We start from the raw sequence: 26,025 nt of genomic DNA on the forward strand, positions 1-26,025 counted from the left end.
CCACCTAAAATTATGCATAAGAAGCGCATAAATAAACAATTTATGCAGTGCGTGGCGAAGGGGACAGAAAAAAGGCAGCCCGTGGGCTGCCTGATCGCGGTGTGGCAGGGTTATTTATAGAGGTCGGCGCTGATGGTCAGGTTGCCGCCGCTCTGGTTCTGTTCCCACTGGCGCGTGATGTGGTAGAACTTCGCGCCCTTGTCGGCGGCGCGCTTGGCCACCTCGGAGGAGATGTCCGTCATGCTGCCGAAGTGGCCGGTAAAGGTCACGGAGTCAAACGGCACCATCTGCGCGGCAGTGGCGTTGTTCAGCTCCTGAATTTTGGTGCCGTTCGGCAGGGTCACGGTGTAACGCTCGCCGGTGGAACTTTGCGTCTCGAAGAAACGGCCAACGTTGCGGCTCGGGGTCTCGGAGGAGGCTACGCCCGGGATCTCAACCTGTTTCGCCGCTGCGCCGCCTGCGGCCAGTGCCGCTTTGCCCGCCTCAGAGTTAGCCGGGATCACGTTCGGGCTTTGCACCTTGCGCTCTGGCGCATCTTTTTTATAGACGTAGGCGGTGATGAACTGGTTGCCGCCTTGGTTGGCGTCAATCTGGCGAATGATAAAGAAGGCGTAGGCACCTTTCTTCACGGCCGCCTTGGAGATGGCGTCGCTGATGTCCGGCTGGCTGCGGAAGAAACCGCTGACCGTCACGGTATCGTACGGCTCCAGGCGGTACGCTTCAGTTTTCGGCAGTTCGCGCACGCCATTGAATTCACGGTAGGTGCGGCCGTCGCTGGCCGGCTCCGGGGCAGTGGTGGTTTTGTAGAGATCGGCCGTGACCCGCCAGTTGCCGCCGTTGTTGCTGTTGCTGATGTCCTGGATATAGAAGGCATCCATCCCCGCCTTGTCCGCCCGCTTGGAGACAGCTTCCGCCGCTTCATTGATGGCGTTGAAACGGCCAGAGACGACAATGCGATCGCTGGCTTGCAGGGTCGCGGCTTTCTCAGGGGATAGCTCCTGCGCGGCATGGGCAGCGGACAGCGCAGACATTGAAAACAGGGCTGATGCGATGATCGTGTTCTTCAGCTTCATAAATAAATCCTTTCGCCTCGCGCATTGACTTAAGTCACGTGCTGACTTCTTGTTATGTAACAGTGATGTATAACAAAACGGCGTCAATTATTACATGTAAGTCAAGAAGTGTCTCAGCTATTTATGTTGCAGGCCAGTGTGCACCGGGCAAATTGGTTAAAAAACGCCATGCGCCAGGTTGGCAATAAGTTTGCAAAGATTTTGAGTAATTGTTGTTTTTTCTTGTAATTCACCAGGCAAAAAAGCGCGCTGCCTTCCAGTTTTTACAAATACCTGCCGCGTGGCGGGGGCATTTATAGATCAGCGGTCACAACTTCAGTAGCTTAAACCGGCTCTGCCGCAGGGAATTTCATAACCGGGCGCGGGCTTTTCCGCCGGGCGCTGCACAGAGGCATCACCCTATAACCACCTTTCACAGGTAAAAGGATCATTATGCGCATTGGTGTACCTAAAGAGCGGACGACCAACGAAGCCAGGGTGGCTGCGACGCCGAAAACGGTGGAGCAGCTGCTGAAACTGGGGTTCAGCGTCGCCATTGAACAGGGGGCCGGACAGGCGGCCAGCTTTGAGGATAGCGCTTACCAGCGGGCAGGCGCCCAGACGGTTGCAGGCCCGGATGTCTGGCAGTCGGACATTATCCTGAAGGTTAACGCCCCGGACGAGCAGGAGGTGGCGTTGCTGCAACCGGGCACCACGCTGGTCAGCTTTATCTGGCCGGCGCAGAACCCGGAACTGCTGCAACGGCTGGCGGAGCGGCAGGTGACGGTGCTGGCAATGGACGCCGTGCCGCGCATCTCGCGTGCGCAATCCCTCGATGCCCTCAGCTCGATGGCCAACATCGCGGGCTACCGGGCGATTGTGGAGGCGGCGCATGAGTTTGGCCGCTTCTTTACCGGGCAGATTACCGCCGCCGGCAAGGTGCCGCCTGCCAAGGTACTGGTGATTGGCGCAGGCGTAGCCGGGCTGGCCGCCATCGGTGCCGCCGGAAGCCTGGGCGCGATTGTGCGCGCCTTCGACACCCGCCCAGAGGTGAAGGAGCAGGTGCAGAGCATGGGCGCGCAGTTCCTCGAGCTGGATCTGCAGGAAGAGGCGGGCAGTGGCGACGGTTATGCCAAAGTGATGTCCGAGGCGTTCATTAAGGCGGAGATGGCGCTGTTTGCCGCGCAGGCGGAAGAGGTGGACATCATCGTCACCACTGCATTGATCCCCGGCCGCCCGGCGCCCAAGCTGATCACCCGTGAGATGGTGGCCGCGATGCAGCCCGGCAGCGTGATTGTTGATCTGGCGGCGCAGACCGGCGGCAACTGTGAACTGACGGTGGCGGATCAGGTGGTAGTGACCGAGAACGGTGTGCGCATCATTGGCTATACCGATCTACCGAGCCGCCTGCCGACCCAATCCTCCCAGCTCTACGGCACCAACTTGGTTAACCTGCTGAAACTGCTGTGCAAACAGAAAGATGGCAACATTGAGATCGATTTTGAGGATACCGTGGTGCGCGGCGTAACCGTAGTACGCAGCGGTGAACTCACCTGGCCGGCCCCGCCGATCCAGGTCTCCGCCCAACCCAAGCCAGCCGCCAACCCGGCACCGGTCGCGCCGGTGGAGAAAGCGCCCCTGCCGCTCTGGAAAAAGCTGCTGCTGCCGGGGGTGGCGCTGGTGCTGTTCGGCTGGCTGGCAGATGTCGCGCCGCGTGACTTCCTCTCGCACTTCACCGTGTTCGCACTCGCCTGCGTGGTGGGGTACTACGTGGTGTGGAACGTGAGCCACGCGCTGCATACGCCGCTGATGTCCGTTACCAACGCCATCTCCGGGATCATCGTGGTGGGGGCGCTGTTGCAGATTGACCACGGCGGCTGGGTGAGCTTCTTCTCATTCATCGCGGTGCTGATCGCCAGCATCAATATCTTTGGCGGGTTTACCGTCACGCAGCGCATGTTGAAGATGTTCCGCAAACACTAAGGGGTCGCAGATGTCTGAGGGATTGGTTACGGCAGCATACATTGTTGCGGCGATTTTATTTATTTTCAGCCTGGCCGGCTTGTCGAAGCATGAGACATCCCGCCAGGGCAATATTTTCGGCATGACCGGGATGGCGATAGCGCTGATTGCCACCATTCTTGGCCCGGACAGCGGCAGCGTCGGTTGGATCATCCTGGCGATGATCATTGGCGGTGCCATCGGTGTCCATCTGGCGCGCAAGGTCGAAATGACCGAGATGCCGGAGCTGGTCGCCATCCTGCACAGCTTTGTCGGGCTGGCGGCGGTGCTGGTGGGCTTCAACAGCTTCCTCGATCACGGCGATGCGCCGATGATGCCGGTGATGGAGAACATCCACCTGACGGAGGTGTTCCTGGGGATCTTCATTGGGGCCGTGACCTTCACTGGCTCGCTGGTGGCGTTTGGCAAATTGCGCGGCAAAATCTCGTCGCGCCCGCTGATGCTGCCGAACCGGCACAAGCTCAATCTGGCGGCGCTGGTGGTGTCGCTGGCGATGATGATTATCTTTGTGCGCACTGACAGCGTCGGCTGGCAGGTATTCGCGCTGCTGGTGATGACCCTGATCGCGCTGGCCTTCGGCTGGCATCTGGTGGCCTCGATTGGCGGCGCGGACATGCCGGTGGTGGTCTCGATGCTCAACTCCTACTCCGGTTGGGCAGCGGCGGCGGCGGGCTTCATGCTCAGCAATGACCTGCTGATCGTCACCGGTGCGCTGGTGGGGTCATCGGGTGCCATCCTCTCCTACATCATGTGCAAGGCGATGAACCGCTCGTTCATCAGCGTGATCGCTGGCGACTTTGGCAGTGATGGTGCCTCCACCGGCGATGCCGAGGAGATGGGCGAGTACCGCGAAACCACGGCGGAGGAGGTGGCAGAGCTGCTGAAAGGCTCCTCCTCGGTGATCATCACCCCCGGCTACGGCATGGCGGTGGCGCAGGCGCAGTACCCGGTGCATGACATCACCGCCAAACTGCGTGCGCGTGGCATCCAGGTGCGCTTTGGCATCCACCCGGTGGCGGGCCGTTTGCCGGGACACATGAACGTGCTGCTGGCGGAGGCCAAGGTGCCGTATGACATCGTACTGGAGATGGATGAGATCAATGACGACTTCAGCGACACCGATACGGTGCTGGTGATTGGCGCCAATGACACCGTCAACCCGGCCGCGCAGGAAGATCCGCGCAGCCCCATCGCCGGGATGCCAGTGCTAGAGGTGTGGAAGGCGCGCAATGTGATCGTCTTCAAGCGCTCGATGAACACCGGCTACGCGGGTGTACAGAATCCACTGTTCTTCAAAGAGAACACCCAGATGCTGTTTGGCGACGCCAAAGAGAGCGTGGACGCCATCCTGCGCGCGCTGTAAGGATAGGGCAAACGCAGAAAAGCAAAAGGGTCGCCGAGGCGACCCTTTTTTTATGGCCCGGCGCGTCAGCGCACCGGGTTATTCTCATTGGGCGGGGTAGGTTCCGCCGTGGGCATCGCTGGCTCCTGCGACTCCAGCACCATCGGGCAGACAAAATCATCGGGCTTGATCGCCAGCAAGTCACACTTCAGGTGATCAATCACATGCTCCGTGGTGTTGCCGATAAAGGCGGCGGAGATGCCGGTGCGGCCAATGGTGCCAAGCACCACCACGCCAGCCTGCAAGTGCTCGGCCAGATCCGGGATCACCTCCTCCGGCAATCCCTTCTCCACATGGGTCAGCTCCTCACCCATCATGAACTTCTGCCGCAGGCTCTTCATCGCCAGCAGGTGCTGGCCGCGAATGGCGTCGTTGTAGACGCTGGGGTCAAAGTCGGGCAGCTCAATGGCAATATTGATTGGCGTGACCGGGTACGCCCCCACCAGATGCACTTCGGTCTGGTTGACGTTGCGCGCCAGCTCCAGCGTCTCCTGCACCAGTTTCAAATTGAGCGGATCGTGGTACGGCTCCTCGCTGGAGAGGTTGACCGCCACCAGCGCCTTGCCATTTTCCGGCCACGGCTGGTCTTTCACCATCCAGACGGCGCAAGGGCATTTGCGCAGCAGGTTCCAGTCGGTAGGGGTAAAGATCACGGACTCCAGCCGGTCGTGCTGATGGGTCATCTTCAGCACCAGATCATGGTGCTCAGTCAGCACTTCCTGAATGATCGCCTCATAGGGGCGGTTGTGCCAGACCACTTTGATCTCAATCGGGATGCCGGTCTCCACGTAGTAGCGGCACTGCTCCTTAATCCAGGCGGCGCGCTGGCCGATCACGTCCTGGCGCATGGCAGCCCGTTCGTCTGGCGAAAGCAAGGTGGTCATTTCATATGAGAAATCATAGATAGACAGGAAGGCCTTGATCCTCCCGCCGTTGCGCTGCACCAGGTAGACCGCGCGCCGCAGGGCGGGCTGGTCATCCTGGTTGGGGTCAATTGCCACCAGCAGGTTCTGATACTTCGCCATAACTCCTCCTCACAGAGCTGTAAAACACAGACTGTCAGATTAAGAGTAACTCAACATTGGCGAACAGGACAGACAGAGAAATGTGACGGATCAATAAATTGCTGGAATTTATCGATCCGTCAAAATGCATGACTTACAGGATTAAACGCAGGGCGATTATGCCATTTTGCGCGGGTTACCAGCCATCTGCGCCAGCGTCTCGCCATTTTCAATGGTGATGTATTTGCCCTTGACGCTCAGAATGCCGCTCTTCTGGAAACGGCCAAGCAGGCGGCTGATGGTTTCGACCGTCAGGCCAAGGTAGTTGCCGATGTCGCCGCGGGTCATGGTGAGGCGGAACTCGCGTGGCGAGAAGCCGCGTTGGGCAAAGCGGCGGGAGAGGTTATTGATAAAGGCCGCCAGCCGCTCCTCGGCATTTTTCTTCGACAGTAACAGGATCATATCCTGGTCGCCCTTAATCTCGCCGCTCATCAGGCGCATCATCTGCTGGCGCAAGTTGGGCATTTTGCCGGAGAGGTCGTCGAGGGTATCGAAGGGGATTTCACACACCATTGAGGTCTCCAACGCCTGCGCAAAGCTGGGGTGTTGCAGGGTGCTGATAGCGTCGAAGCCAACCAGATCGCCCGCTAGGTGGAAGCCGGTGATCTGCTCATCGCCCTGTTCGGTGATGGTGTAACTTTTGATGGTCCCGGAGCGAATGGCATACAGCGACTTCAGTTCATCGCCCGCCTTGAACAGGGCCTGGCCTTTCTGGATCGGCTTTTTCCGCTCAATGATATTGTCGAGCTGATCCAGCTCATGCTCATTCAGGGTAAAGGGGATACATAATTGGCTGATGCTACAATCCTGGCAGTGGATGGCACAACCGCCAGACTGGATACGTCGAATGATGCGCTGTTTTTCTGGGATCATAATATTGGCTCAGGCGTGGTTTGATATTGGTCAATTTTACCAGCTTTTAAGGACACTGATAAGCCACACCAACTTTGTGTCATGTCAAAATATCGATACATAACCGTGGTTTAGCTATAGTCACATGAAAATAAAGACTTATTTTGCTTGGGGAGATTACGCGGCGCTGTAATTGGCGTTTTTTTGTGCAAAAAATTCGTGACAGCCTGCACAAAAAAAAGAAAAAAGCGGCGTTATTCAGCAAAATTATTGCTTATTAAGGCCGCCATTAAGTCTTTAAATTTATTTAAATTAAATTTAACTGTTGCTGATTTTTCATCAGGCTGGCACCCTCGTGACGCAATAGCCATGCCTTGCGCGTCACGCCACCGGCATAGCCGGTCAACACGCCTGCGCTGCCAATCACCCGGTGGCAGGGCACCACGATGCTGATTGGGTTGGCGCCGTTGGCCGCCCCCACCGCCCGCGAGGCACCCGGTCGGCCAAGCCGTTGCGCCAGCGCGCCATAGCTAAGGGTCTCGCCGCAGGGAATGGTGCGCAACGCCGCCCATACCTGGCGCTGGAATTCGGTGCCGCCGGTGGCAGTGGGCAGGGTATCAATGATGCCCAGATCGCCATCAAAGTAATCGGCCAGCGCACGGGTAAGGCCATGCGGATCGCGCGCCTCGCGCAGCTCAACTCCCTGTCGGCCATAGTGCAGGCCCAGCAGCCGATCCATCCGCTCCTTGAACTCCAGCCACTCAACGCTACGCAAATTGCCCTGTTCGTCCGCCACCAGCAGCAGATCGCCCAGCGGGGTCGCCAGCTTATCCATGAATAGTGTCAGCATGTGTGCTCTCCTGAAAAGGTCGGTTCAGCGTAGCACAACGTGCTTTGCGGTGCAGGGTTCACCGCCAAAGTGCAGGCGCTGCACCACTTTTCGCCATAAGCCAGCGCGTGGCCGCCATTTTGCTGGCAATTTGGCTGGCATAAGCTTTGCTTAATAGAGATGAGAGGCCGCATTGCGGCGCATGGGAGGGGATTATGGCAGAGCAGGGCATGTTTACACATCCACAGCAGCGGGCGGCCTCGCACCTTGCCGCCAAGCCGCTTACCACGTCAGCGCCACCAGCCCGGCAGGTGCATCTGCCGGAGCGCCGACTGGCGGGACACCTTTTCCTGGCCTGCACCCCGGAGCAGGCCACTGAAACGGAGCAACGTATGCGCAGCCTTTACCAACGCCTGTTGATTGACATCCGCCGCTTCCACCGGCTGGCGGCCCGCTACTCAGATGCCGACAACGGCGGCGCGCTCGGCTGGGTCACGCGCGGCATGTTGCCCGTGGCGCTGGAGCGGGTGCTGTTTGCGATGGAATCAGAGACCCTCAGCCCAATCTTCCGCACGCCGGAGGGGTTCCACGTCCTCTACTGTAGCGGCATCCGTCCGCACGGGGTCTGGCTACCGCCCGCCAGCGAGGCGTGACCATAAAAAAGGGCGCCGTAGGGCGCCCTGATTGTTGGCGGAGCGACTAGACGTCGCCAGCGTTGTCCTTCTCTACCGCGTCGTAAATGCGCTCCAGCATGTCCGGGAAGGCGGACTGGATACGGCTCCAGCTCGGGATGAAGGGTTTTTCGCTCGGCGTGTCAGTGAAGGCCGCGCCCGCTTCCATGATGGCGTTGGAGAACATCTCCACCGCTGACTCCTCACTATGGCGGTCGAAGGTCAGGCCGTTCATCCGTGCGTCATGGTCGAAGTCATCAATCATGTCCAGCGCGGTGCGGTAATAGGTGGCGCGCAGCACGCGGAAGGATTCGCTGGTGATCGGCACACCCAGAATCGCCATTTTGCGGTAGAGCGCCTTGGTGATGTCGATACTCATGCGTTGCAGGCCAGCGGTGGCGTCATCCTCGGACATCGGCTGGTGCTTGTGGTCGTAGTTGTCGGCAATGTCCACCTGGCAGATGCGCTTGGTGGAGGTGGTGCGGTGCAGCTCCGACAGCACGCCAATCTCCAGGCCCCAGTCGCTCGGGATACGCAGGTCGTTGAGCACGTGGGTGCGCATTGCGAATTCACCGGAGAGCGGGTAGCGGTAGCTACGCAGATACTCGAGGAAGTCAGAGCGGCCATAGACGCGCTCCAGCGACTTCAGCAGTGGGTAGACCAGCAGGCGGCCGACGCGGCCATTCAGTTTGCCGTTGGCGACGCGTGCGTAATAGCCCTTACAGAAGTCGTAGTGGAAGTTCGGGTTGGCGATCGGGTACATCATGCGCGCCAGCATCTCACGGTTATAAGTGACAATGTCACAATCGTGCAGGCCGACGGCGGTGGTGCGGCGCGAGGCGAGGGTATAACCTGCGCAGAACCAGACGTTGCGCCCCTTGCCCGGCTCCTGCGGTGACAGCCCCTCTTTGGCCAGCTCCTCATCCAGTGCCTTCAGGCGCGGGCCATCATTCCACAGGATACGGTGACGCTGCGGCAGGCGGCTGAAGAACTCACGGGCGAACAGGAACTGGTCGCGGTCGGCGCGATCCAGGCCGATGACAATCTCTTCCAGATAGCTGACCTTGCACAGCTCATCAACAATGTGGGTCAGCGCCGGGCCTTCCAGTTCAGAGAAGAGCGAGGGCAGGATCAGCCCCATGGCGCGGCGGCCAGAGAAGACCTGGAGGTCATACTCCAGCTCCTCCAGCTTGCGGCGGGAAAAGTTATGGAAGTTGGTGATCACACCGTCCTGATAAAAATCGCTCATACACTCTCCAATTTTAGAATAGATAAAAGTATTGGGTCTGAAGCAGTACGCGAATGCCAACGCGCGGCTTTCCCAGAGGCTGCGGCTCCCTTGCCGCTTCTCAGCCTTTGATAAAGTGGGACAGGCCCTGCTTCCAGCCTTGCGGGCCATGCAGCGTGGTGTGGAACACCCGCTCTTTGTCATCATGCTCCAGCGGCATTGGCTGGTTGTGGTGACCAAGGATCACCACCGCCCGGTCAACGGCGTTGAGCATGGAGATATCATTCGGGCCATCGCCCAGCCCGATGGTGACCATTGGGTGGCCACGCAGGCGGCGGTACTCACCGGTCAGCCAGTTCACGGCCTGGCCCTTGCTGACGCCAGCGGCCATCACATGCCAGAAGCGCCCGCCACGGGTCAGCATCAGCCCCTCGTGGTGCAGGTACTCCTCAAACCGCTTCAGGTCGCTGTCGCTGCCGAACCACACCAGCGGCTCCGAGCCTTCCCGCATCATCGCCTGCCGCGCCTCCTCCTCTGGCAGGCCCGTCCAGTCGGCCACCTGCGCCGGCGAGACATCGCCAAATCCACGGCACTCAAAATCATAGCGCAGCCGCAGATCCTCAATGATTTTTCGGATTTCGCCATACTCGGCGCCAAACACCTTGCGCGGGTAGGCGATGTGGTCGCGCCAGCTCTCCGGTAGGGCGATCACCGAACCGTTCTCGGCGATAAACGGCGCATCCTCCAATTTCAGCGCCTTTTGCAGCGCCGCCACCTCGGCGGCGGTCTTGCTGGTGGTGATCACCACCGGCACCTGATGCGCGGCCAGCCGCTCCAGCCAGCCTTGCGCCGGTTGCCAGCTATAGTCGTGGTGATCCAGCAGTGTTCCGTCCAGGTCAGTAAAGATCAGCAGTGAATTATCCAGATACGGCATTATCTCTCCCCAAATCATCCGCAGCGCCAATAAGGCTCTCCTGCGATCTCTGCATATCCTATAAAAGTATATACGCTATTCAGACAGGCAATGGTTAAGCTGTAAACAGTCAAATTCTGAATATTATCAGAGCCATTCCCTGAACTTGGCAGTGGATGCTGTTGCGCAAAGGCAAACTTCCCACCAATTCTACAGCGTGGCTTATGGTTTAGCGGCAGATGCCATAGCCGCGCATCCCGAGGTGGAAGTGGTTGGCGTGGGCGGCGTTGTACTCCGGGCCAAGGGCGTTGCCGAAGAAGCCACAGCTCTCGCTGAAGACCTGATGGAGGTAGCCGGCGGCCGGCCCCTCCTGCGGCCACTGCTTCAGCACACTGAGGGTGCGCCCGTCGGCCAGCCGGAGGGCGGAGATGTCCAGCGCCTCCGCCGTGGCGTGCTCGCTGAGCCGGGCGTTTTCGCGGTGGTAGATGTTGCGGCAGGCGTAGCTGCCGAGGTGATCAATGCGCGTCAGGCGGCTGCCAAGCAGCACCTCGGCCTGCGGGGCCGCTGTCTGGCTGACAAACATCGCGCTGCTGAGCGCCATCGGGCAGCTGGCAAGGAAACTGCTGCTGAGCGCCACCTTGCCAAAGCGCGTGACACGCACCGGATGGGGCAACGGGCACTTGCCGTCCATCGCGCCGGGCAGAGCATAGCTGATGCGGCCGCGCGCTTGTGCCTGCTCCAGCACCTGCAAACAGGCGGCGGGATCTTGCTGCAACTGCTTAAGCTTATAACGGGTGATGAAGGTAGGCGGGTCATCCACCGTCAGCGGGCTGAAGGGGTTGTAGCCGGGGGGGATATAACGCTCAAGCTGGGCGCGCCAGGTGGGGAAGACCCACGGTGAGGCGGCCGTGCCCGCCGCCGCCAACAGCACCAGTCCCTTTATTGCCTGTCCCGCTCCGTATGCCATGCGCTCCCCGTCCGGTTGTGTCCGCCGGCGTTGCCAGACGGTTGTCGCTTGAGTATAGACTGCCCGGCGCGGGGTATTTGCCGTATGCAACATCATGGCTACAATAGCCGCAGGAGGAAACCATTATGAGTGATGAAGAAGACCTGTTCAGTCAGGAGATGGCGGATGTGACCCCGCTGTCAGGAAAACGCAGTGTGGTTTACCTCAAAACCAGCAGCAACGCGGCCCGCCGGGAGGCGGTACAGGCGCAGCTCGAGGCGCTGGAGAACCCGCTGACCCAAGGGATGCTGGACATCATTCCCCTCGATGAGGCGCTGGACTACAAAGATCCCGGCGTGCAACAGGGGGTGCTGGACAAGCTGCGCAAGGGCAAATATCCCCCCCAGGCCACCCTCAACCTGACCCGCAAGCCGGTCGCCACCTGCCGCGAGGAGCTGTTTGCCTTCTACCTCAGCGCGCAGGAGAACCAGTGGCGTACGCTGCTGATTGTGCATGGCCGCGGGCGTGAGGCGGGCAGCCACGCCAACATTGTACGCAGTTACGTCGCCCGCTGGCTGAAACAGCTGGAGGAGGTGCAGGCCTACTGCGAGGCGCTGAAACAGGATGGCGGGGCGGGTGCCTGCTATGTGGTGCTGAAAAAATCGGCGCAGGCCAAGCAGCACAACTGGGAGATGCACGCCAAGCACAGCCGCTGAGACAAAAAACCGGCCATCGCGCCGGTTTTTTCCCTTTTGTTGACGCGGGGTTGCTGCAATCTGCCGCGTGATTTGTTGAAATCAGCGCCTCCTTTTTTTGCTGGACAACCACCTATGCCACACGCCTTCCTAATTCGCGCCCCGCGCCTGACCCTGCCGCTGCTGGCGGCCCTGTTGCTGGCCGGCTGCCAGCGCGACGATCCGCCTGCCGAGGCGATGGTGATTGAGGGCCACATCTTCGGCACCACTTACCGCGTCAACGTCGCAGGGGTGGCGGCGGCGCAACGCCCGGCGCTGGAGCAGGCGGTACGGCAGGTGCTGGAGCGTGACGATCGGGAGATCTCCACCTACAAGCCAGACTCCCTCATCTCGCGCTTCAACCGCTACCCCGGCACCGATCCGCAACCGATCAGCGCCGACATGGCGGATGTCATCACCACGGCGCTGCGCATTGGCACCCTGACCCGCGGCAAGATGGACATCACCGTCGGGCCGCTGGTGAACCTGTGGGGCTTCGGGCCGGACAAGCAGCCGGTGAAGACGCCGACTGACCAGCAGATTGCACAGGCACGCCAGCGGGTGGGGCTGCGCCACCTGACGGTCAGCGCGCGCGCCGACGGCCAGTGGCTGCAAAAGGATCTGCCGGGGCTGTATGTGGATCTCTCCACGGTGGGGGAAGGCTACGCCACTGACCATCTGGCGCGGCTGATGGAGCAGCGCGGCATCCGCAACTATCTGGTGTCGGTGGGCGGCGCGGTGCTGGCGCGCGGTGTGAACGCCAACGGCCAGCCGTGGCGGGTGGCGATCCAAAAACCCACCGACCGTGAGAACGCGGTGCAGGCGATTGTGAACTTGCAGGGCCACGGCATCAGCACCTCCGGCAGCTACCGCAACTACTATGAGCTGGACGGCAAGCGCATCTCCCACATCATTGACCCCGACACCGGCCGGCCGATTACCCATAAGCTGGTCTCGGCCACGGTGATCGCCCCGACCGCAACGCTGGCGGACACCTGGGACACCGGCCTGATGCTGCTCGGCACCGAGCAGGCGCTGGCGGTGGCGAAACAGCAAGGGTTGGCGGTCTATCTGGTGACCCGCGAGGGTGACCGCTTCACCAGCTACATGTCACCGCAGTTTAAGGCGTTCCTGCTTGACGAGGAGAAGTAGCGCCTCAGCGCCGCTCCAGCCAGTTCTTCAGCCGCAGCGCGTCGGCATAGTGCGCATAGCGGTTCTTGCCGCCCATGATCACCATCAGCACCGGCTTGCCATGGATCAGCGTGCGCACCACCATGCAGTGGCCGGCCTCATCGGTGAAGCCGGTCTTCTGCAACTGAATGCGCCAGTGGTGGTTGTGGATCAGCCCATTGGAGCTGTGGTAGACCAGCCGGCCGTGGCCGGGGTAGACCACCTCGCCCTTGTCGGTGGAGAAGCGGCGGATCAGCGGGTAGTGCCAGGCGGCGCGCGCCATGCGCGCCACATCCCGCGCCGAGGCGACATTGCGCGGCGAGAGGCCGGTCGGGTCGAAGAAGTGACTGTGGCGCATCCCCAGCGCCCGCGCCTTGCGGTTCATCTGGCGCAGGAAGCCGGGGCGGCCGCCGGGATAGTAGCGGCTGAGCGCCGCTGCCGCCCGGTTCTCCGACGACATCAGCGCGATGTGCAACATATCGCGGCGCGACAGCACCGAACTGACGGTCAGGCGCGAGCCGGTCTTCTTCAGCAAATCACGGTCGGCCGGTTTCACCTGGATGCGGTTGCCCAGCGGCCGGTGGCTGTCCAGCACCACCATGGCGGTCATCAATTTGGTCAATGACGCCAGTGGATAGGCGTGCGCGCTGTTTTTGCTATACAGCGTGCGACCGCTGACGGCATTGATCACATAGATGGAGCGCGACTGGAGCCGCGGCGAGTGGGCGGCGGCGTGCGCCAGCATGAGTGGTAGAAGCAGGGTCAGGAGCGGCAATAGCAGGAGAGCACGGGCAAACAGGCGGCGGGGCAACAGGGAGCAAGACATGGGAAAGGCGGTTCACTCAATCATAAGGGATTAATTAATAAGTTAATTAATACAGTTAAGGGTGACGCCAGTCTGCCGATCAATGATGGAGGAAAAGTGAAGCCACGCCCCGGGGGGCGCGGCAAAGTGTGTGCAACCGGCACAGGGTGTATGGAAATTTTTCAGCCGTGGCAAAAGCGGCTCAGGGTTACGCCTTCTCCTCCTCAAACACAATGCCGAGCTGGCGGCGCACCTCATCGATGGTCTGCATGGTCAGCAGGCTGTCAGAGAGTGGGCGCACCGGCGACTCCCTCAGCCCCTCGCCGATGCACCAGGCAAAGTGCTCCGCCTCATGGTAGAGCTGCTGGTAGCGGTTGCTCTCCTCTTCCCACACCAATCGCTGTTGGCGGTCGCGGTGGATCAGAGTGAAGGGGCCGGGGGCGTAGAAGCAGTCCGGCAGCGTCAGCGTCGCCTCACTGCCAGCGATCAGCGCGCTGTTGGTGGTCTGGCTGAACAGCGTGGTATGGATAACCGACTGCGCATGACCAGCATGGCGCAGCAGAATCGATGCCTGCCCATTGACGCCACCCGGCGCTGGCTCGCCCATCGCCAACACCTGCGTCGGCGCGCCGAGGATTTTGGTGGCGAAGGCGACCGGGTAGGTGCCGAGATCCAGCAACGGCCCGCCGGCCAGCGCCGGGTTCATGATGCGGTGGTCAGGCGTAAAGGATTCGCCGTTGTCTGCCAGAATGGTGTGCACCTCGCCCAGCAGGCCATCGGCCAGCACCTGGCGCAGCACGTCAAATTTCGGCAGGAAGTCACTCCAGAACGCCTCCATGCAGAGCACCCCCCTGGCAAATGCCGCCTCGGTCAGCGCCTGCACCTCCTGCGCATTCAGCGCCAGCGGCTTCTCGACCAGCACATGCTTGCCGGCATTGATGGCGGCAAGCGCTGCCGGGAAGTGGTGGTTGTGCGGCGTGGCGATATACACCGCATCAATATTGGGATCGTTCACCAGTGCGCCGATGCCGCCGCCGTGGGCGCGCGGGATGCCAAAGTTGTCAGCGAAAGCCTGAGCATGGTGGCGCGTGCGTGAACCGACCGCCACGATCTTCTGGTGGGTGTGTTGCAACAGGGATTGGGTGAAACGTTCCGCGATCCAGCCTGGCCCAAAGATGCCCCATCGCAATGCCGGGATACGGTTGGCGGGCAGCGCCCGCGGGGAAGGGAGTCGTGTTGGAAGTGCCATAGGTTCTGTTCTGTCCATAAAAAGGTGGGGTAAGAACTCTTAACCTAATCCAGAAGCACGGCACTTTTGAAATTTAAAATCCAAAAATTGATGAAATGAAATAAAAATTTAGAATGTGATCACACTCTCCTGCAACGGGTGCTACTGATCGTGCAGGAAGTGCTGGTTAAGTGTGGCTTGCAAACTCAGCATCTCCTCTTCGGCATGGTGCATATGCTCGCTAGTAATTCGGTATACCTCGTCGGCATTTTTTTCCCGTAGTGCCTCGATAGCCTGGCGTTGCCACTGGATACCCTGAGCGCGGGCCTCCGAGTGCGGCAACAGGTAGATATCTTTACAGACGGCCAACTCCTTCAGCAACCGTTGCAGAAAACGGCAGTAAAACGCCAGCAATGCATTCTCGGCATAGCTGGCCACCACGCCGTGGAAATCCAGCTCTGCCATGCGCTGTGTCCAGCGCGCGCCCTCACTCTCATCCCCCGATGAGGGATCGTAGATCGCCAGCAGCTCATGCAGCCGCCGAAACCCGGCCTCATCGATGCGGCCAATGGCGCTGACCGCCGCCTGTGGCTCCAGCGTCCGGCGCAGGGCATAGATATCGCGGATGCCGATGTTTTTGGCGAACAGGTAGTTGGAGAGCAGCGTCATGGCGCGAGCCTCGGGCATACTCTCAATAAAGGCACCCTCGCCCGGCCCGGTACGGGTGCGGATCAGCCCCTGTACTTCCAGCGCCTTCAGCGCCTCCCGTACGGTACTTTTGCCAGCAGAGTACTGGATGATCAGGTCCTTCTCTTGCGGCAACCGATCGCCCGGCTGCAACTTTTGTACAATGATGCTCTCTTTGATCGCATCAGCAATTTCATCAGTACGTTTACGACGAACCTCAGGTTTTTCATCTTGAGCACACATTATGTTATCCCCCAGAAGCCAACGTTAAGAAACACATTTCAGGTTGTAATGGCTACAAATCTTTCAGTAACACAACGCAAAACAAGGGACCGCTGGTTTTTTGCCCTGGATGGCCATGGTCTGGCCGAAGCCTGCAAAATCATCCCTACTTTTGAGGGCGAGGCCATAATGCGGAATGAGGTTGCATTTTTGTAGCAATTTTAAAAATGGCCTTCCTAGATTGTGAAAGGCGACACATTTTCAGCTAAAAATTCTACATGAACTCCTCGTTGTACAGTTATTTATTCATATAAATCTGGCAGTTAGAAAGATAAGATTGGCGAAGGATATATCACAAAAGGGTGAGGGAGCGGAATAGAAAAAGGTGGGGTATCAGCGCCGGATAGGTTAACCGGCGCTAATTATTAGAGGGGAATGATGGGCAAGCGCTGTTGAACAATTGGCCCGCACAGGATTTTATAGCCATCGCTGTCGAAGCTTTTGGCGGTGCGTTTTAGTAACGCCGCCTGAGCCAAATCCTCCACCGATCCGAGATAGAACCAGTTATGGATGATGTGGTACTGCTTCATACTGGGCCGCTCCTCCACCAGCGCGATGGCACCGGGGTAGGGCCAGCACACCACCTGCACCGAGGCCAGCGCGTCTAGCAGGCGCTGGTTATGCGCCTCTGGCGTCTCCTTGCCGCAACAGGCCCCGGCACAGCGGCCAAGGCTGGCGCGGAAACAGGCGCGCCCGGCGCGGGTCGCCTCCAGCCCCAACAGGCCGTGGCAGAGCTGGTACTTATCCGCCAGCGTCAGCAGAGTCTGCTGGGCGGCGCGGCGGCTGGAGTAGAGGCCATACAGCCCCATCGCGTGGGAGAAGTCGATCTCCTTGGCGTAGACCACCTCCGGCTTGCCATTGAGGATCTGTAGCGAGCAGAGTTGGCGGTTGTGGCGCAGCCGTTTGTTGTGCAGCGGCTGTTGCTCCTTGATCATTTGCGCCTCCAGCAGCAGCGCGCCCACCTCGCCCGCGGTCGGGATAAAGGTAATATGCCGCGACTGGCGCAACATGCGCGCCTCCTCGACGGTGCGCAGGTGCGACAGCACCCGGCTGCGGATATTGACACTCTTGCCGATATAGAGCGGCATCACGTCGCTCTCACCGTGGAACACATAGACGCCGGGGCACTTCGGCAGCGCATCCAGCGAATCCCGCAGGTGCTCGGGATATTGGTAGATTGCGGCCGGCTCGAACTCAAGCCGGTGCGCGGAACCGCGTCTGGCCAAAACGTTTACTCCATCACTGTAATTATATCCAGCCTATCAGAAGCGATGCATTTGCGAAAGGGTGTATAACTTTTGTCCAGCACAATTTCTGCGCACTGCCGGCAGGCGGCGCATGGTCTATCCTGTCAGGAGCAACCGATTTGCGCACGAGGGAGAACCACCTATGGCTTTGATCATTTTGGAACAACCCGACCAGACGGTCTACGGCGTGCGGGTAGTGGGGCCGTATGAACGCAGCATCATGCAGGGCTTCATCCAGCTCACCCGCTGGCGCAAGGCGCGCAACCTGAGCGGCGGCAACATCCTTACCCTCTACTGGGACAACCCGCTGACGGTAGCCAACGAGTCACTGCGCGCCGACGTGGTCTTCACGCTGGAGGAGGACGCGGAGCCACTGGCGCTACAGAAACTCAACCGGGGCAACGTGCAGGTCAAGGAGCAGGTGATCCCAGGCGGCATCTACGCCATGTGGCGCACCCGCGTCTTCAAGACCGACTTTGTGAAGGCGTGGCGCGAATTCTATGAGCGCCACCTGGAGGAGAGCGAGTACCGCCCCTGCGTCGGTGCCTGCTATGCACGCTACCTGAACGAAGGGACGGAGGCGGACTACTTCGACATCGAGATCCACCAGTCGGTCTGCCTGCGGGCGTCGCTGGCCTCCGGCGCGGTGCAGCCCTTTGTTTCAGTGTGACGAAGGCGACAGCACCAGCTGCTGGCGGCGGTTATAGAAGGTGCGGTAGGCCAGGTAGCAGGCGATGATGGCCGCGAGGCTGGCGGTGGAGAGCAGCATGAAGGTCACCATGATCTGGTACTTGATCGCCTTGACCGGATCGACGCCAGCGAAGATCAGGCCAGACATCATGCCCGGCAGGCTCACCAGCCCGACGGTCTTGGCCGAGTCCACCGTCGGGATCAGCGCCGCGCGGATACTGTCGCGCAGGATGGTGCGCGCCGACTGGCGCACTGTCGCCCCCAGGCTCAGCATCTCCAGCACCTGCTGTTGCTGGTCGCGGAACCGCTGGTGGAGCTGGGTGTAGCACAGTCCGACCGCCACCATCGCGTTGCCAGCAATCATGCCGGTTATCGGGATCACCTGCATCGGCACGAACGCAATTGAGCCAGTGGCGATCAGCGTCGCCAGCGTCAGACCGGTGCCGACCCCAATCGCAATGAAGGAGACGGCAAAGCCGTGGCGCAGGTTGCGGCTGCGCTTGCGGGCGTTCAGCGCGGCGTTGACGCAGATAAACAGCACCATCAGCAGCGTCAGCCACAGATTATCCAGCGCGAAGAGGTATTTCAGCACATAGCCGACAATCGCCAGCTGCACGATGGCGCGGCCAATGCTCCAGAGGATGTCACGCTCCAGCCCGAGCCGCTCGCGGCGGCTAATCAGCAGCGCGATGAGCACCAGCCCAAGCGCCATCATCAGCGACTCATTGGTTATGGTGTGCTGGTTCATGCCACGCCCCCGGCCGTCGGGCGGCGGCGGAGGCGTTGCTGATCGAGCCATAGTTCACGGCTGGCGTGGTGCCCCTCCTGCGGATCATGGCTGACCCACAGCACCGCCGTGCCATGCCGGGCCGTCTCGGTGCGGATCACGTCGCCCACCCGCCGTTTGTTCTCCTCATCCAGCGCGCTGGTCACCTCATCCAACAGCAGCAGTTGCGGCATCACCTGTAAATTGCGCAGCAGCGCCACCCGTTGCCGCTCCCCGCCAGAGAGCGCCGTGGGCGCCTTCCCCAGCACGCCCGCTGGCAACGCCATCTCGGCCAGCCCGTGGCGGATGCGCGCCTCATCCACCGGCTGGTGGCGGATGCGGTAGGGGAACGCCAGATTGTCATAGACGCTTTCGCCGAACAGCTGCGGCGACTGGAAACCGTAGGAGACCGCGCGGCGGTAGGCGGTGGGGTCAAGGCTGGCGATGTCCTGACCCTCAAACACAATGCGCCCCTCGTCTGGGGTGAGCATCGCGGCGATCAGTTGCAGCAGCGTGCTTTTACCACTGCCGGAGGGGCCACGCAGCATGACAAACTCGCCAGCGGCGAGGGTGAACGAGAGATCCTGCAACAGCGGCACGCCGTTGGGCGCATAACTGACGCCGTTAAGCCGCAGTAGCGCGGGGGGAAGGGCCATGAAAACTCCTGTCTGGCAAGGCCGCCCCGTGGGGCGGCCAAATATGGGCGGCCGACAGCATAGACGTTTTCCCCGCGTAGGCCAATCGGCCGTGGCTCAGGTGCGCGCCGCGTGCGGCACAATCAACCGTTCCGGCTCACGCCGCAGGATCACCTCGCCGTGGCGCACCGAGAGGCGTGCCTTGGCCTGACGGCGCAACGCCTCGTAGTCGCTCTCCGCGTCCAGCACCACCAGGTTGGCCGGGCGGCCCACCTCCAGGCCATACTGGTCGCCAAGCTGCATCACCTTGGCGCTGTGGTCGGTGACAAAATCGAGGCAGCGGCGCAGATCCTCAAAGCCCATCATGTGGCAGATGTGCAGCCCGGCATCCAGCACCCGCAACAGGTTGCCATTGCCGAGTGGATACCACGGATCTTTGATCGAGTCCTGCGCGAAACAGACGTTCAGCCCGGCGCGATCCAGCTCCGCCACCCGCGTCACGCCGCGCCGTTTCGGGAAGGTATCAAAGCGCCCCTGGAGATGGATGCTCTCAGTCGGGCAGGAGACAAAGTTCAGCCCGGCCTTTTGCAGCAGGCGGAACAGCTTGGCGCAGTAAGCGTTGTCATAGGAGCCCATCGCCACCGTGTGGCTGGCGGTGACCCGCGCCCCCATGCCGCGCGCCCGCGTCTGCTCCGCCAGCACCTCGAGGAAACGGGAGTGCGGGTCATCCGTCTCATCACAGTGTACATCCACCAGCGCGCCGGTGCGCTCCGCCAGATCCATCAGGAAGGTGAGGGCGCTGATGCCCTGTTCGCGGGTGTGCTCATAGTGCGGGATGCCGCCCACCACATCCGCGCCGCGCCCCATCGCCTCCTCCATCAGCGCCCGTCCCTGCGGGAAGGAGTCAATGCCCTCCTGTGGAAAGGCGACAATCTGCAAATCGATGCGATCGCGCGCCTCGTCCCGCACCTCCAGCAATGCCCCCAGCGCAGTCAGCGACGGATCGGTGACATCCACGTGGGTGCGCACATGCTGGATACCGTGGTCACGCAGCATATCCAGCGTAGCGTGGGCGCGCAGCTTGATGTCCTCATGGGAGAGCGTCGCCTTACGCTCTGCCCAGCGCTCAATGCCCTCAAACAGCGTGCCACTCATGTTCCACGCCGGTTCCCCGGCGGTCAGCGCCGCATCCAGGTGGATATGCGGCTCCACCAAGGGTGGGATCACCAACTGGCCGCCAGCGTCAAGGGCCGACGCCTCCGGAGCCAGTTCGCCATGCTGCGGCTCAATGGCCGTGAAACGCCCCTGTTCAGCGCACAGGGTGTAGAGTCCGCTGCGGTGGCGCAGCTGGGCATTGATCATCTTCATCGGCATCTCCTGAGTGGGTTACGGCGTCTACAGGGAGTGTAGCCAACCCGCAAGATTGGCGGGTTTTTCACCGGTTTCAGCAACGTCATGCAAGCCGTTTCACAATCTTCAGTAGATTTGCTTCACATTTTTTCACTCTGTTCTATAGGTTAACTGTTAGCTGAAAAAGGCTGACAGGTGAGAAAATATCGTTGCCGGCACACCGGGGGGATGGGTATGGAGATTGACCTATATGAGGTAAACGCCTTCAGCCACCGGCCACAGGGCGGCAATCCGCTCGCGGTAATGCTGCTGGATGAGTGGCTGGGGAGCCAGACCTTGCAGATACTTGCCATCAAGGGGGGCAAGCCAGAGACGGCATTTGTGGTGCGGCGCGGGGAGAAGTGCGAAATTCGCTGCTTCTCTGCCCAGCGTGAGATTGACCTGTGCGGCAGCGCCATTCTGGCGGCCGCCGCGGTGATCATGGATTTCTTTGACCGCCGGTTGCGGCGGATGGATTTCGTCCATCCACAGGGCACGGTGGGGGTATGGCGGCATGGCGGCAAGCTCAGCCTGGATCTGCCACAGTGGACGTTGAAACCGCGCCTGCACCCCGGCCCGACGCTGGCGGCGCTTGGCGTGGAGCAGGGCGAGGTGTGGCAGAACCGGGATATCGTGGTGATTCTGGAGAACCGGGAGCAGGTGGCGGCGCTACGGCCAGATTTCAGCCGGCTGGCGACGTTGCCCTCGCCGCTGGTGGTCGTCTCCGCATCCGATGGCGGGCAGGGCTATGTGCTGCGCGCCTTCAGCCCGGCGGCTGGCATTCCCGAGGATGCCGCGACCGCCACCGCCCACTGTGCGCTCGCGCCCTACTGGGCGAACAAGCTGGGCTGCCCGCACTTGCACGCCGAACAGCTCTCGCCACGCCGGGCGGAGTTTGAGTGTGAGCTGCTGGGCAACCGGGTGATTGTCGCCAGCCAGGTGCTGCAGGTGCGCCACAAATTGCTGACGCTGCCTGAGGGCATGAACTTGCCCTTTTCCTATTAACCGCTGGCAGGCGATCGCCTGCCGGCCCCTTCCGCTATCCACGCCACGCTTTTACCCATCGATTTACTTTATGCAACCGCTCAATAAATAACCAATCCGTTTAATTAACGTTTATAAAAGAAATTCCCGCCTTAACACATTCCGGCTTATTTCCCGCCGCGTATTATTACAAAGCAAGCTAATTATCCTCACCGTTGTTATAAATAGCCCAGTTGCAGGCATACTCTATTTCTTGCGTCAAATTCTATTTAGGTAGACCACTGTTGGTATCCTCACAAAATCAGCAATGGCAGGCTGTTACTCTGTAACAAAAAGACACTATTTTGCACCAAAGCAGGGCAGTGCACCGTTATCAGGCAGGGCTATAGACAAAAAAATAGGGTATACAGTCACTTATTTGCTATAACCTTATTAACATTTTGTAACATTGCTTTTCACAAAAATGTCGATTCTGTGGTTATTTTTTCATTTTAACTTTTTGTGCGTAATGCTATGGTTGCTGGCGTTTGCATAACCAAACAATTATAAACAAATCGGCAACCATCCGTTTAAATATTTATTTAATACAGTGCGCGCTGCTTTTTTCCGGTAATTCCCGGGCCGGGAAAGGCTTGCCTGAAATAAGCAGCGACCACCACGCACGGGATGCCAGCCGGAATAAATCGCATTACAAAAATCACAAAGACCAAAGAGTCAGAATTTAAATCAAGGAAACGCAATAATGATGAAGCGCAGTGTGCTGGCCCTGGCAATCTCCTTAATCGCCGCCTCAGGCATGTCAAACGCGGCCGAAATTTATAATAAAGATGGCAACAAGCTCGATTTATATGGGCGTGTCTCGGCCAAGTATGTGTTTGCCGATGACGCCAACGCGGATGGCACCTATGTCCGTTTCGGCTTCAAAGGGGAAACCCAGATCTCCGACCAACTGACCGGCTATGGCCAGTGGGAATATAACGTCCAGGCCAATAACTCCGAGGGCAGTGATGCCCAGACCGGTAACAAAACCCGCCTTGGCTTCGCTGGCCTGAAGTTCGGCAAATATGGCTCCTTCGACTATGGCCGCAACTATGGCGTGGTCTATGACGTGGAGGCCTATACCGACATGCTGCCAGAGTACGGCGGCGACACCTGGTCCCAGACTGATAACTACATGACTGCCCGCTCCACCGGCCTTGCCACCTACCGTAACCTCGACTTCTTCGGGCTGGTAGAGGGCCTGAACTTCGCTGTGCAGTATCAGGGCAAGAATGACCGCGACGGCAGCAGCGTTGAGCAGCGCGGCAATGGCGACGGCTATGGCTTCTCGGTGGAGTATCAGGACATCGGCGGCTCCGGCATTGGCGTCGCGGCGGCCTACTCCAACGCCAACCGCACCGCCAACCAGAAGGTTTCCGCGATTGGTTCCGGCGACACCGCTGAATCGTGGAGCAGCGCCATCAAGTATGACGCCAATCAGGTCTACCTGGCGGCAATGTACGCTGAAACGCGCAACACCACCCGCATCTCCGGCACCACTGACGGCGGCGTGGCCATCAGCGGCTATGCCAACAAAACCCAGAACCTGGAAGCGGTGGCCCAGTACCAGTTCCTCAACGGCCTGCGTCCCTCCATCGCCTACCTGCAATCCTGGGGCAAGGACATTGAAGGGGTAGGCGACGCCGACCTGGTGAAATACCTGGAAGTGGGCGTGACCTACTACCTGAACAAGAACATGTACACCTATGTTGATTACAAGGTGAACCTGCTGGATGACGATAACGCGCTGAACCTGTCGACGGACGACGTGGTCACGGTGAACCTGACCTATCGTTTCTGATGCAGTGCTGAGTTCGTTACCCTCCCTGTGTCTGAGCGGGTAATTAGCAAGCGGAGCCTCTGGCTCCGCTTTTTTTATGGGGGGAAAACCCGCCGGGCGGCGGGTGGGGGCTTAACGGGCGTTCGCCAGCGGGGCGATGGATTCGCGCTTGATGCTCTGCACCGGGATGCGGGCGACGCAGTTCTCCTGCGTCCCCTCTTTCAACATGCGGATCAGCAGCTCGACGGCGGTGCGGCCGAGCTGGCCGGCATCCTGACGGATGGTGGAGAGGCGAGGGGTGATCAACTCCGCGTAGTTGGCGTCATCAAACCCGACAATCGACATATCCTTCGGGGCGCTCAGCTGGTGGGTGCGCAGGCCATCCAGCAGGCCGAGCGCCAGATAGTCACTGCCCGCGAAGATGGCGGTCGGCGGCTCCGGCAGCGCCAGCAGGCGGTCGATCGCCGTCTGGCCAAACTCGCGCGTATAGTCGCCGCACAGCACCAGCTCTGAACGGTAGGCGAGGCCCGCCTGCTCCAGCGCCTGCCGGAAGCCCTCGCGCCGCTCGCGCACGCTCATCAGCGTATCTGGCCCGCCAACATAGGCAATGCGCCGGTGGCCGGCATCAATCAGTTGCCGCGTCGCCAGCTGCCCGCCACAGACATTGTCAGCGAACACTTTTGGCACCTCAGCGCCCGGCACATCCTCATCGATCAGCACAATATTGCTCTGGCCCTGTAGCTCCGCCAGCAACCGGCCATCATCCGGCTTGTTGGTGGCGAACAGCAGGCCATCCACCTGGCGGGTATCCAGCCAGCGGATGAATTGGGTCTCTTTCTCCAGGTTGTTGCGCGTCACGCACAGCACCAGACTGTACTGGTGCGCGGAGGCCGCCGCTTCCGCCGCCTCTGCCAGTTCGGCAAAGAAGGGGTTGCTGATTTCAGGCAACACCAGCCCGATGGTTTCGCTGCCACCCTTGCTCAGGCGGCGCGCCAGGCTGTTGCCACGGTAATTCAATGTGCTGATAGCATCCTCAATCCTTTGCGTCGTCTGTTGCGGCAACACGATACTGTTGTTCAAGTATCGTGAAACCGTGGCCTTAGACAAGCCAGCCAGACGAGCCACATCCGATAGAACCACCCGTTTATTCGCCATAAAAGTTCACTCTGTCAGCGGTTTAATGTGTATTGCTACCTCTATTGTTAGCACAAAACGTCAGGCAATTTAACATTATCTGCTCTTACCACTAACGTAGCGACACCACTCGCAGCATAAATGCAGGCGACAGGCAGGCAAACGCTTACCTTGCACGCCAGAGCGCAAGCCACTGGCCGCATAGCTTGTAGCCCGATGGACTATGTTGCATCAAGGTTAAAAATTAGTTTTTGGCGGTCACTTGTTGAGGTGCGGTTTAGGATTAAACGCAGAGATTCGGTGAACACCACTTGAACCGTTTCAACTGCGGGCAGGGCGGGAAATGTGGTTTTTGGCGCGCTAGCCAAGAAAGCAGGCAGCGCGCCCGGTGGTCACTTCTGTTCATCGGCGATGATGGAGATGCGGCCATTGGTCTCAAGGATGGCGTATTTGATCTGGCTGGTCTGCTCCAGCCCCTGCTGGCGCGCCACCTCCATCACATCCTCCAGGTCAATACGCAACTGCTGCATTCGCTTGTCGAGCGTGCGCCCATGCTCCACCAGAATCACCGGTGAGCCATCCAGCAGCAAATCAGCGGCGGGCAGCCGGTGCTTGAGCTGGGAGAAGAGGATATCCATCGCGATCAGGGTGCCGATGGTAATGAAGGCCCCGGTCAGGGAGAAGTCACTGCCCAGCAACGCCTGCTGGGTCGCCTCACTGATGATCAGCAGCAGGATAAAATCAAACGAGGTCATCTGCATGACGGTGCGCCGGCCAGCAATCTTCAGCACCACCATCAAAAAGAGATACATGCAACCCGCACGCAATACCATATCCATCTCTGTTCTCCTATCAGGGGTAGACCCATTGCTCAAACACCAGTGGCGGATGGCCAGCCAGTGCCGCCTCGTTGCGGTAGTGGCCGAAGGATTTCGGCTGCACCGTCAGGTAGAGGGCGGTGGAGGGCGAGGCACTGGAGGTGGGCAGGGTAATGATCATCTCGTTGCCAGTGGTGACCATCTGTGCGGTCTGCGGCTGGAGCGCCACAATCTCATAGTGGCTGGCGAAGTCACCGCCGAGCCGCACCATCGCCGGTGTCCGCCCGTGGGGCCAGACATGCAGCACCATCTGGCTCTCGGACTGCTGGCGGGCGAAGCGGTCATACTTCATCTGCACGCTGCGATCCGCATTCAGATCCACGCGGTCACTGAGCCAGCCGCTGGAGAACAGCCCAAGCAGCGCCGCCCCAATAAAGCCAAACAGCAGCAGGGTGCCCACTCTCTCCAGCCATAGCGCCCAGCGCAGCCAGTGCATGTTCTCTTTCACCGGGTAGTGGCGGCTGGTGAACTCATCATCCTCATCGGTCGGCATGGCATCTCATCCATTGGGTAGGGGTGTGATAAGCGTAGCCCAGCGGTCGCGGCAGATCCTTGCCGCACAACGAAAAACGGCCAGCATAAGCTGGCCGTGGTAGAC

Annotated in this window: 25 protein-coding genes; 8 read left to right on the forward strand and 17 right to left on the reverse strand. The window is 60.0% G+C overall.

Annotated elements, in window-relative coordinates:
• Positions 1 to 110: 110 nt before the first annotated feature.
• Complete coding sequence (ydgH, locus tag ACK3SD_RS08655) at positions 111 to 1,073, reverse strand: DUF1471 family protein YdgH (RefSeq protein ID WP_137763167.1); 963 nt, start codon at positions 1,071 to 1,073, stop codon at positions 111 to 113.
• Positions 1,074 to 1,505: 432 nt separating this feature from the next.
• On the opposite strand from ydgH, the gene pntA reads away from it, so the two are divergent.
• Positions 1,506 to 3,035, forward strand: a complete 1,530-nt coding sequence (pntA, locus tag ACK3SD_RS08660; RefSeq protein WP_481127471.1) for a Re/Si-specific NAD(P)(+) transhydrogenase subunit alpha — start codon at positions 1,506 to 1,508, stop codon at positions 3,033 to 3,035.
• Between the two features lie 10 nt (positions 3,036 to 3,045).
• Positions 3,046 to 4,437 carry a Re/Si-specific NAD(P)(+) transhydrogenase subunit beta gene (gene pntB / locus ACK3SD_RS08665; RefSeq protein WP_481127472.1) on the forward strand — a complete coding sequence of 464 codons (1,392 nt, stop codon included), beginning with the start codon at positions 3,046 to 3,048 and terminating at the stop codon, positions 4,435 to 4,437.
• Positions 4,438 to 4,502: 65 nt separating this feature from the next.
• Here the strand turns inward: pntB and uspE are convergent, their stop codons facing one another.
• The 3 genes from uspE to ogt all read right to left on the reverse strand — a co-directional run bounded on the left by uspE (position 4,503) and on the right by ogt (position 7,242).
• The gene (gene uspE, locus ACK3SD_RS08670; RefSeq protein ID WP_481127473.1) at positions 4,503 to 5,501 is read right to left on the reverse strand and encodes a universal stress protein UspE; all 999 of its coding nucleotides are present in this window, start codon (positions 5,499 to 5,501) and stop codon (positions 4,503 to 4,505) included.
• A gap of 156 nt (positions 5,502 to 5,657) precedes the next feature.
• Positions 5,658 to 6,413, reverse strand: coding sequence for an FNR family transcription factor (locus ACK3SD_RS08675; protein WP_481125189.1), 756 nt, complete (start codon positions 6,411 to 6,413; stop codon positions 5,658 to 5,660).
• Between the two features lie 286 nt (positions 6,414 to 6,699).
• Entirely contained in the window at positions 6,700 to 7,242 is a 543-nt protein-coding gene (gene ogt / locus ACK3SD_RS08680) for a methylated-DNA--[protein]-cysteine S-methyltransferase (protein ID WP_481125190.1), read from the reverse strand.
• Positions 7,243 to 7,451: 209 nt separating this feature from the next.
• Here ogt and ACK3SD_RS08685 point away from each other — a divergent pair, with 209 nt between their 5' ends.
• A complete protein-coding gene (locus tag ACK3SD_RS08685; protein WP_481125191.1) occupies positions 7,452 to 7,874 on the forward strand; it encodes a peptidylprolyl isomerase in 423 nt (140 codons plus the stop codon).
• A 46-nt stretch (positions 7,875 to 7,920) separates the two neighbouring features.
• Here the strand turns inward: ACK3SD_RS08685 and ACK3SD_RS08690 are convergent, their stop codons facing one another.
• The 3 genes from ACK3SD_RS08690 to ACK3SD_RS08700 form a co-directional block, all read right to left on the reverse strand.
• Positions 7,921 to 9,141, reverse strand: a complete 1,221-nt coding sequence (locus ACK3SD_RS08690) for a glycosyltransferase family protein (protein WP_481125192.1) — start codon at positions 9,139 to 9,141, stop codon at positions 7,921 to 7,923.
• 100 nt (positions 9,142 to 9,241) lie between these two features.
• Positions 9,242 to 10,054 carry a mannosyl-3-phosphoglycerate phosphatase-related protein gene (locus tag ACK3SD_RS08695; RefSeq protein ID WP_481125193.1) on the reverse strand — a complete coding sequence of 271 codons (813 nt, stop codon included), beginning with the start codon at positions 10,052 to 10,054 and terminating at the stop codon, positions 9,242 to 9,244.
• Positions 10,055 to 10,262: 208 nt separating this feature from the next.
• Positions 10,263 to 11,000 (reverse strand): extensin-like domain-containing protein, encoded by a 738-nt coding sequence (locus ACK3SD_RS08700; protein ID WP_481125194.1) that lies wholly within the window; start codon positions 10,998 to 11,000, stop codon positions 10,263 to 10,265.
• A 125-nt stretch (positions 11,001 to 11,125) separates the two neighbouring features.
• On the opposite strand from ACK3SD_RS08700, the gene smrA reads away from it, so the two are divergent.
• Together smrA and apbE are read left to right on the forward strand one after the other, a co-directional pair.
• Positions 11,126 to 11,695, forward strand: coding sequence for a DNA endonuclease SmrA (gene smrA / locus ACK3SD_RS08705; RefSeq protein WP_137763177.1), 570 nt, complete (start codon positions 11,126 to 11,128; stop codon positions 11,693 to 11,695).
• A gap of 114 nt (positions 11,696 to 11,809) precedes the next feature.
• The gene (gene apbE / locus ACK3SD_RS08710) at positions 11,810 to 12,865 is read left to right on the forward strand and encodes an FAD:protein FMN transferase ApbE (RefSeq protein ID WP_481125195.1); all 1,056 of its coding nucleotides are present in this window, start codon (positions 11,810 to 11,812) and stop codon (positions 12,863 to 12,865) included.
• A 4-nt stretch (positions 12,866 to 12,869) separates the two neighbouring features.
• Here apbE and ACK3SD_RS08715 read toward each other — a convergent pair whose 3' ends face one another.
• The 4 genes from ACK3SD_RS08715 to cho all read right to left on the reverse strand — a co-directional run bounded on the left by ACK3SD_RS08715 (position 12,870) and on the right by cho (position 17,111).
• Positions 12,870 to 13,709, reverse strand: coding sequence for a serine hydrolase (locus tag ACK3SD_RS08715; RefSeq protein ID WP_481125196.1), 840 nt, complete (start codon positions 13,707 to 13,709; stop codon positions 12,870 to 12,872).
• 187 nt (positions 13,710 to 13,896) lie between these two features.
• On the reverse strand, positions 13,897 to 14,937 hold the full coding sequence (locus ACK3SD_RS08720; protein ID WP_481125197.1) for a Gfo/Idh/MocA family protein: 1,041 nt from the start codon (positions 14,935 to 14,937) through the stop codon (positions 13,897 to 13,899).
• A 141-nt stretch (positions 14,938 to 15,078) separates the two neighbouring features.
• On the reverse strand, positions 15,079 to 15,846 hold the full coding sequence (locus ACK3SD_RS08725; RefSeq protein WP_481125198.1) for a FadR/GntR family transcriptional regulator: 768 nt from the start codon (positions 15,844 to 15,846) through the stop codon (positions 15,079 to 15,081).
• Between the two features lie 404 nt (positions 15,847 to 16,250).
• Positions 16,251 to 17,111, reverse strand: a complete 861-nt coding sequence (gene cho / locus ACK3SD_RS08730; RefSeq protein ID WP_481125199.1) for an excinuclease Cho — start codon at positions 17,109 to 17,111, stop codon at positions 16,251 to 16,253.
• Between the two features lie 163 nt (positions 17,112 to 17,274).
• Between cho and ACK3SD_RS08735 the strand changes: the two genes are divergently transcribed.
• Complete coding sequence (locus tag ACK3SD_RS08735) at positions 17,275 to 17,802, forward strand: GyrI-like domain-containing protein (protein WP_481125200.1); 528 nt, start codon at positions 17,275 to 17,277, stop codon at positions 17,800 to 17,802.
• Here ACK3SD_RS08735 and fetB read toward each other — a convergent pair.
• From fetB to codA, 3 genes are all read right to left on the reverse strand, one after another.
• Positions 17,794 to 18,570: an iron efflux ABC transporter permease subunit FetB gene (gene fetB / locus ACK3SD_RS08740; protein ID WP_481125201.1), complete on the reverse strand. Its 777-nt coding sequence runs from the start codon at positions 18,568 to 18,570 to the stop codon at positions 17,794 to 17,796. The two genes, ACK3SD_RS08735 and fetB, sit on opposite strands and share 9 nt — an antisense overlap.
• Positions 18,567 to 19,244: an ATP-binding cassette domain-containing protein gene (locus ACK3SD_RS08745; RefSeq protein WP_481125202.1), complete on the reverse strand. Its 678-nt coding sequence runs from the start codon at positions 19,242 to 19,244 to the stop codon at positions 18,567 to 18,569. Before ACK3SD_RS08745 ends, fetB begins: the two co-directional genes overlap by 4 nt.
• Positions 19,245 to 19,340: 96 nt before the next feature.
• Entirely contained in the window at positions 19,341 to 20,591 is a 1,251-nt protein-coding gene (codA, locus tag ACK3SD_RS08750; protein ID WP_481125203.1) for a cytosine deaminase, read from the reverse strand.
• Positions 20,592 to 20,807: 216 nt separating this feature from the next.
• Here codA and ACK3SD_RS08755 point away from each other — a divergent pair, with 216 nt between their 5' ends.
• A complete protein-coding gene (locus ACK3SD_RS08755; protein WP_481125204.1) occupies positions 20,808 to 21,617 on the forward strand; it encodes a PhzF family phenazine biosynthesis protein in 810 nt (269 codons plus the stop codon).
• Positions 21,618 to 22,338: 721 nt separating this feature from the next.
• Positions 22,339 to 23,436: a porin gene (locus ACK3SD_RS08760; protein ID WP_481125205.1), complete on the forward strand. Its 1,098-nt coding sequence runs from the start codon at positions 22,339 to 22,341 to the stop codon at positions 23,434 to 23,436.
• 111 nt (positions 23,437 to 23,547) lie between these two features.
• Here the strand turns inward: ACK3SD_RS08760 and ACK3SD_RS08765 are convergent, their stop codons facing one another.
• From ACK3SD_RS08765 to ACK3SD_RS08775, 3 genes are all read right to left on the reverse strand, one after another.
• Positions 23,548 to 24,570: a LacI family DNA-binding transcriptional regulator gene (locus tag ACK3SD_RS08765; protein ID WP_481125206.1), complete on the reverse strand. Its 1,023-nt coding sequence runs from the start codon at positions 24,568 to 24,570 to the stop codon at positions 23,548 to 23,550.
• A 371-nt stretch (positions 24,571 to 24,941) separates the two neighbouring features.
• Positions 24,942 to 25,388, reverse strand: coding sequence for a DUF421 domain-containing protein (locus tag ACK3SD_RS08770; protein WP_481125207.1), 447 nt, complete (start codon positions 25,386 to 25,388; stop codon positions 24,942 to 24,944).
• A 13-nt stretch (positions 25,389 to 25,401) separates the two neighbouring features.
• Positions 25,402 to 25,920, reverse strand: coding sequence for a hypothetical protein (locus tag ACK3SD_RS08775; protein ID WP_481125208.1), 519 nt, complete (start codon positions 25,918 to 25,920; stop codon positions 25,402 to 25,404).
• Between the last annotated feature and the right edge of the window lie 105 nt (positions 25,921 to 26,025).

The organism is Chimaeribacter sp. YP20170169 (genome assembly GCF_056739715.1).

Coding starts and splice junctions, on each gene's coding strand:
- ACK3SD_RS08715 (WP_481125196.1), bottom strand. CDS start 13,709: ATGTCTTGCTCCCTGTTGCCCCGCCGCCTGTTTGCCCGTGCTCTCCTG.
- ACK3SD_RS08735 (WP_481125200.1), top strand. CDS start 17,275: ATGGCTTTGATCATTTTGGAACAACCCGACCAGACGGTCTACGGCGTG.
- ACK3SD_RS08765 (WP_481125206.1), bottom strand. CDS start 24,570: ATGGCGAATAAACGGGTGGTTCTATCGGATGTGGCTCGTCTGGCTGGC.
- fetB (WP_481125201.1), bottom strand. CDS start 18,570: ATGAACCAGCACACCATAACCAATGAGTCGCTGATGATGGCGCTTGGG.
- smrA (WP_137763177.1), top strand. CDS start 11,126: ATGAGTGATGAAGAAGACCTGTTCAGTCAGGAGATGGCGGATGTGACC.
- ACK3SD_RS08760 (WP_481125205.1), top strand. CDS start 22,339: ATGATGAAGCGCAGTGTGCTGGCCCTGGCAATCTCCTTAATCGCCGCC.
- pntA (WP_481127471.1), top strand. CDS start 1,506: ATGCGCATTGGTGTACCTAAAGAGCGGACGACCAACGAAGCCAGGGTG.
- uspE (WP_481127473.1), bottom strand. CDS start 5,501: ATGGCGAAGTATCAGAACCTGCTGGTGGCAATTGACCCCAACCAGGAT.
- apbE (WP_481125195.1), top strand. CDS start 11,810: ATGCCACACGCCTTCCTAATTCGCGCCCCGCGCCTGACCCTGCCGCTG.
- ACK3SD_RS08770 (WP_481125207.1), bottom strand. CDS start 25,388: ATGGATATGGTATTGCGTGCGGGTTGCATGTATCTCTTTTTGATGGTG.
- ACK3SD_RS08685 (WP_481125191.1), top strand. CDS start 7,452: ATGTTTACACATCCACAGCAGCGGGCGGCCTCGCACCTTGCCGCCAAG.
- ACK3SD_RS08745 (WP_481125202.1), bottom strand. CDS start 19,244: ATGGCCCTTCCCCCCGCGCTACTGCGGCTTAACGGCGTCAGTTATGCG.
- ACK3SD_RS08720 (WP_481125197.1), bottom strand. CDS start 14,937: ATGGCACTTCCAACACGACTCCCTTCCCCGCGGGCGCTGCCCGCCAAC.
- ACK3SD_RS08690 (WP_481125192.1), bottom strand. CDS start 9,141: ATGAGCGATTTTTATCAGGACGGTGTGATCACCAACTTCCATAACTTT.
- ogt (WP_481125190.1), bottom strand. CDS start 7,242: ATGCTGACACTATTCATGGATAAGCTGGCGACCCCGCTGGGCGATCTG.
- ACK3SD_RS08700 (WP_481125194.1), bottom strand. CDS start 11,000: ATGGCATACGGAGCGGGACAGGCAATAAAGGGACTGGTGCTGTTGGCG.
- ydgH (WP_137763167.1), bottom strand. CDS start 1,073: ATGAAGCTGAAGAACACGATCATCGCATCAGCCCTGTTTTCAATGTCT.
- ACK3SD_RS08725 (WP_481125198.1), bottom strand. CDS start 15,846: ATGTGTGCTCAAGATGAAAAACCTGAGGTTCGTCGTAAACGTACTGAT.
- codA (WP_481125203.1), bottom strand. CDS start 20,591: ATGAAGATGATCAATGCCCAGCTGCGCCACCGCAGCGGACTCTACACC.
- pntB (WP_481127472.1), top strand. CDS start 3,046: ATGTCTGAGGGATTGGTTACGGCAGCATACATTGTTGCGGCGATTTTA.
- ACK3SD_RS08775 (WP_481125208.1), bottom strand. CDS start 25,920: ATGCCGACCGATGAGGATGATGAGTTCACCAGCCGCCACTACCCGGTG.
- ACK3SD_RS08675 (WP_481125189.1), bottom strand. CDS start 6,413: ATGATCCCAGAAAAACAGCGCATCATTCGACGTATCCAGTCTGGCGGT.
- ACK3SD_RS08695 (WP_481125193.1), bottom strand. CDS start 10,054: ATGCCGTATCTGGATAATTCACTGCTGATCTTTACTGACCTGGACGGA.
- ACK3SD_RS08755 (WP_481125204.1), top strand. CDS start 20,808: ATGGAGATTGACCTATATGAGGTAAACGCCTTCAGCCACCGGCCACAG.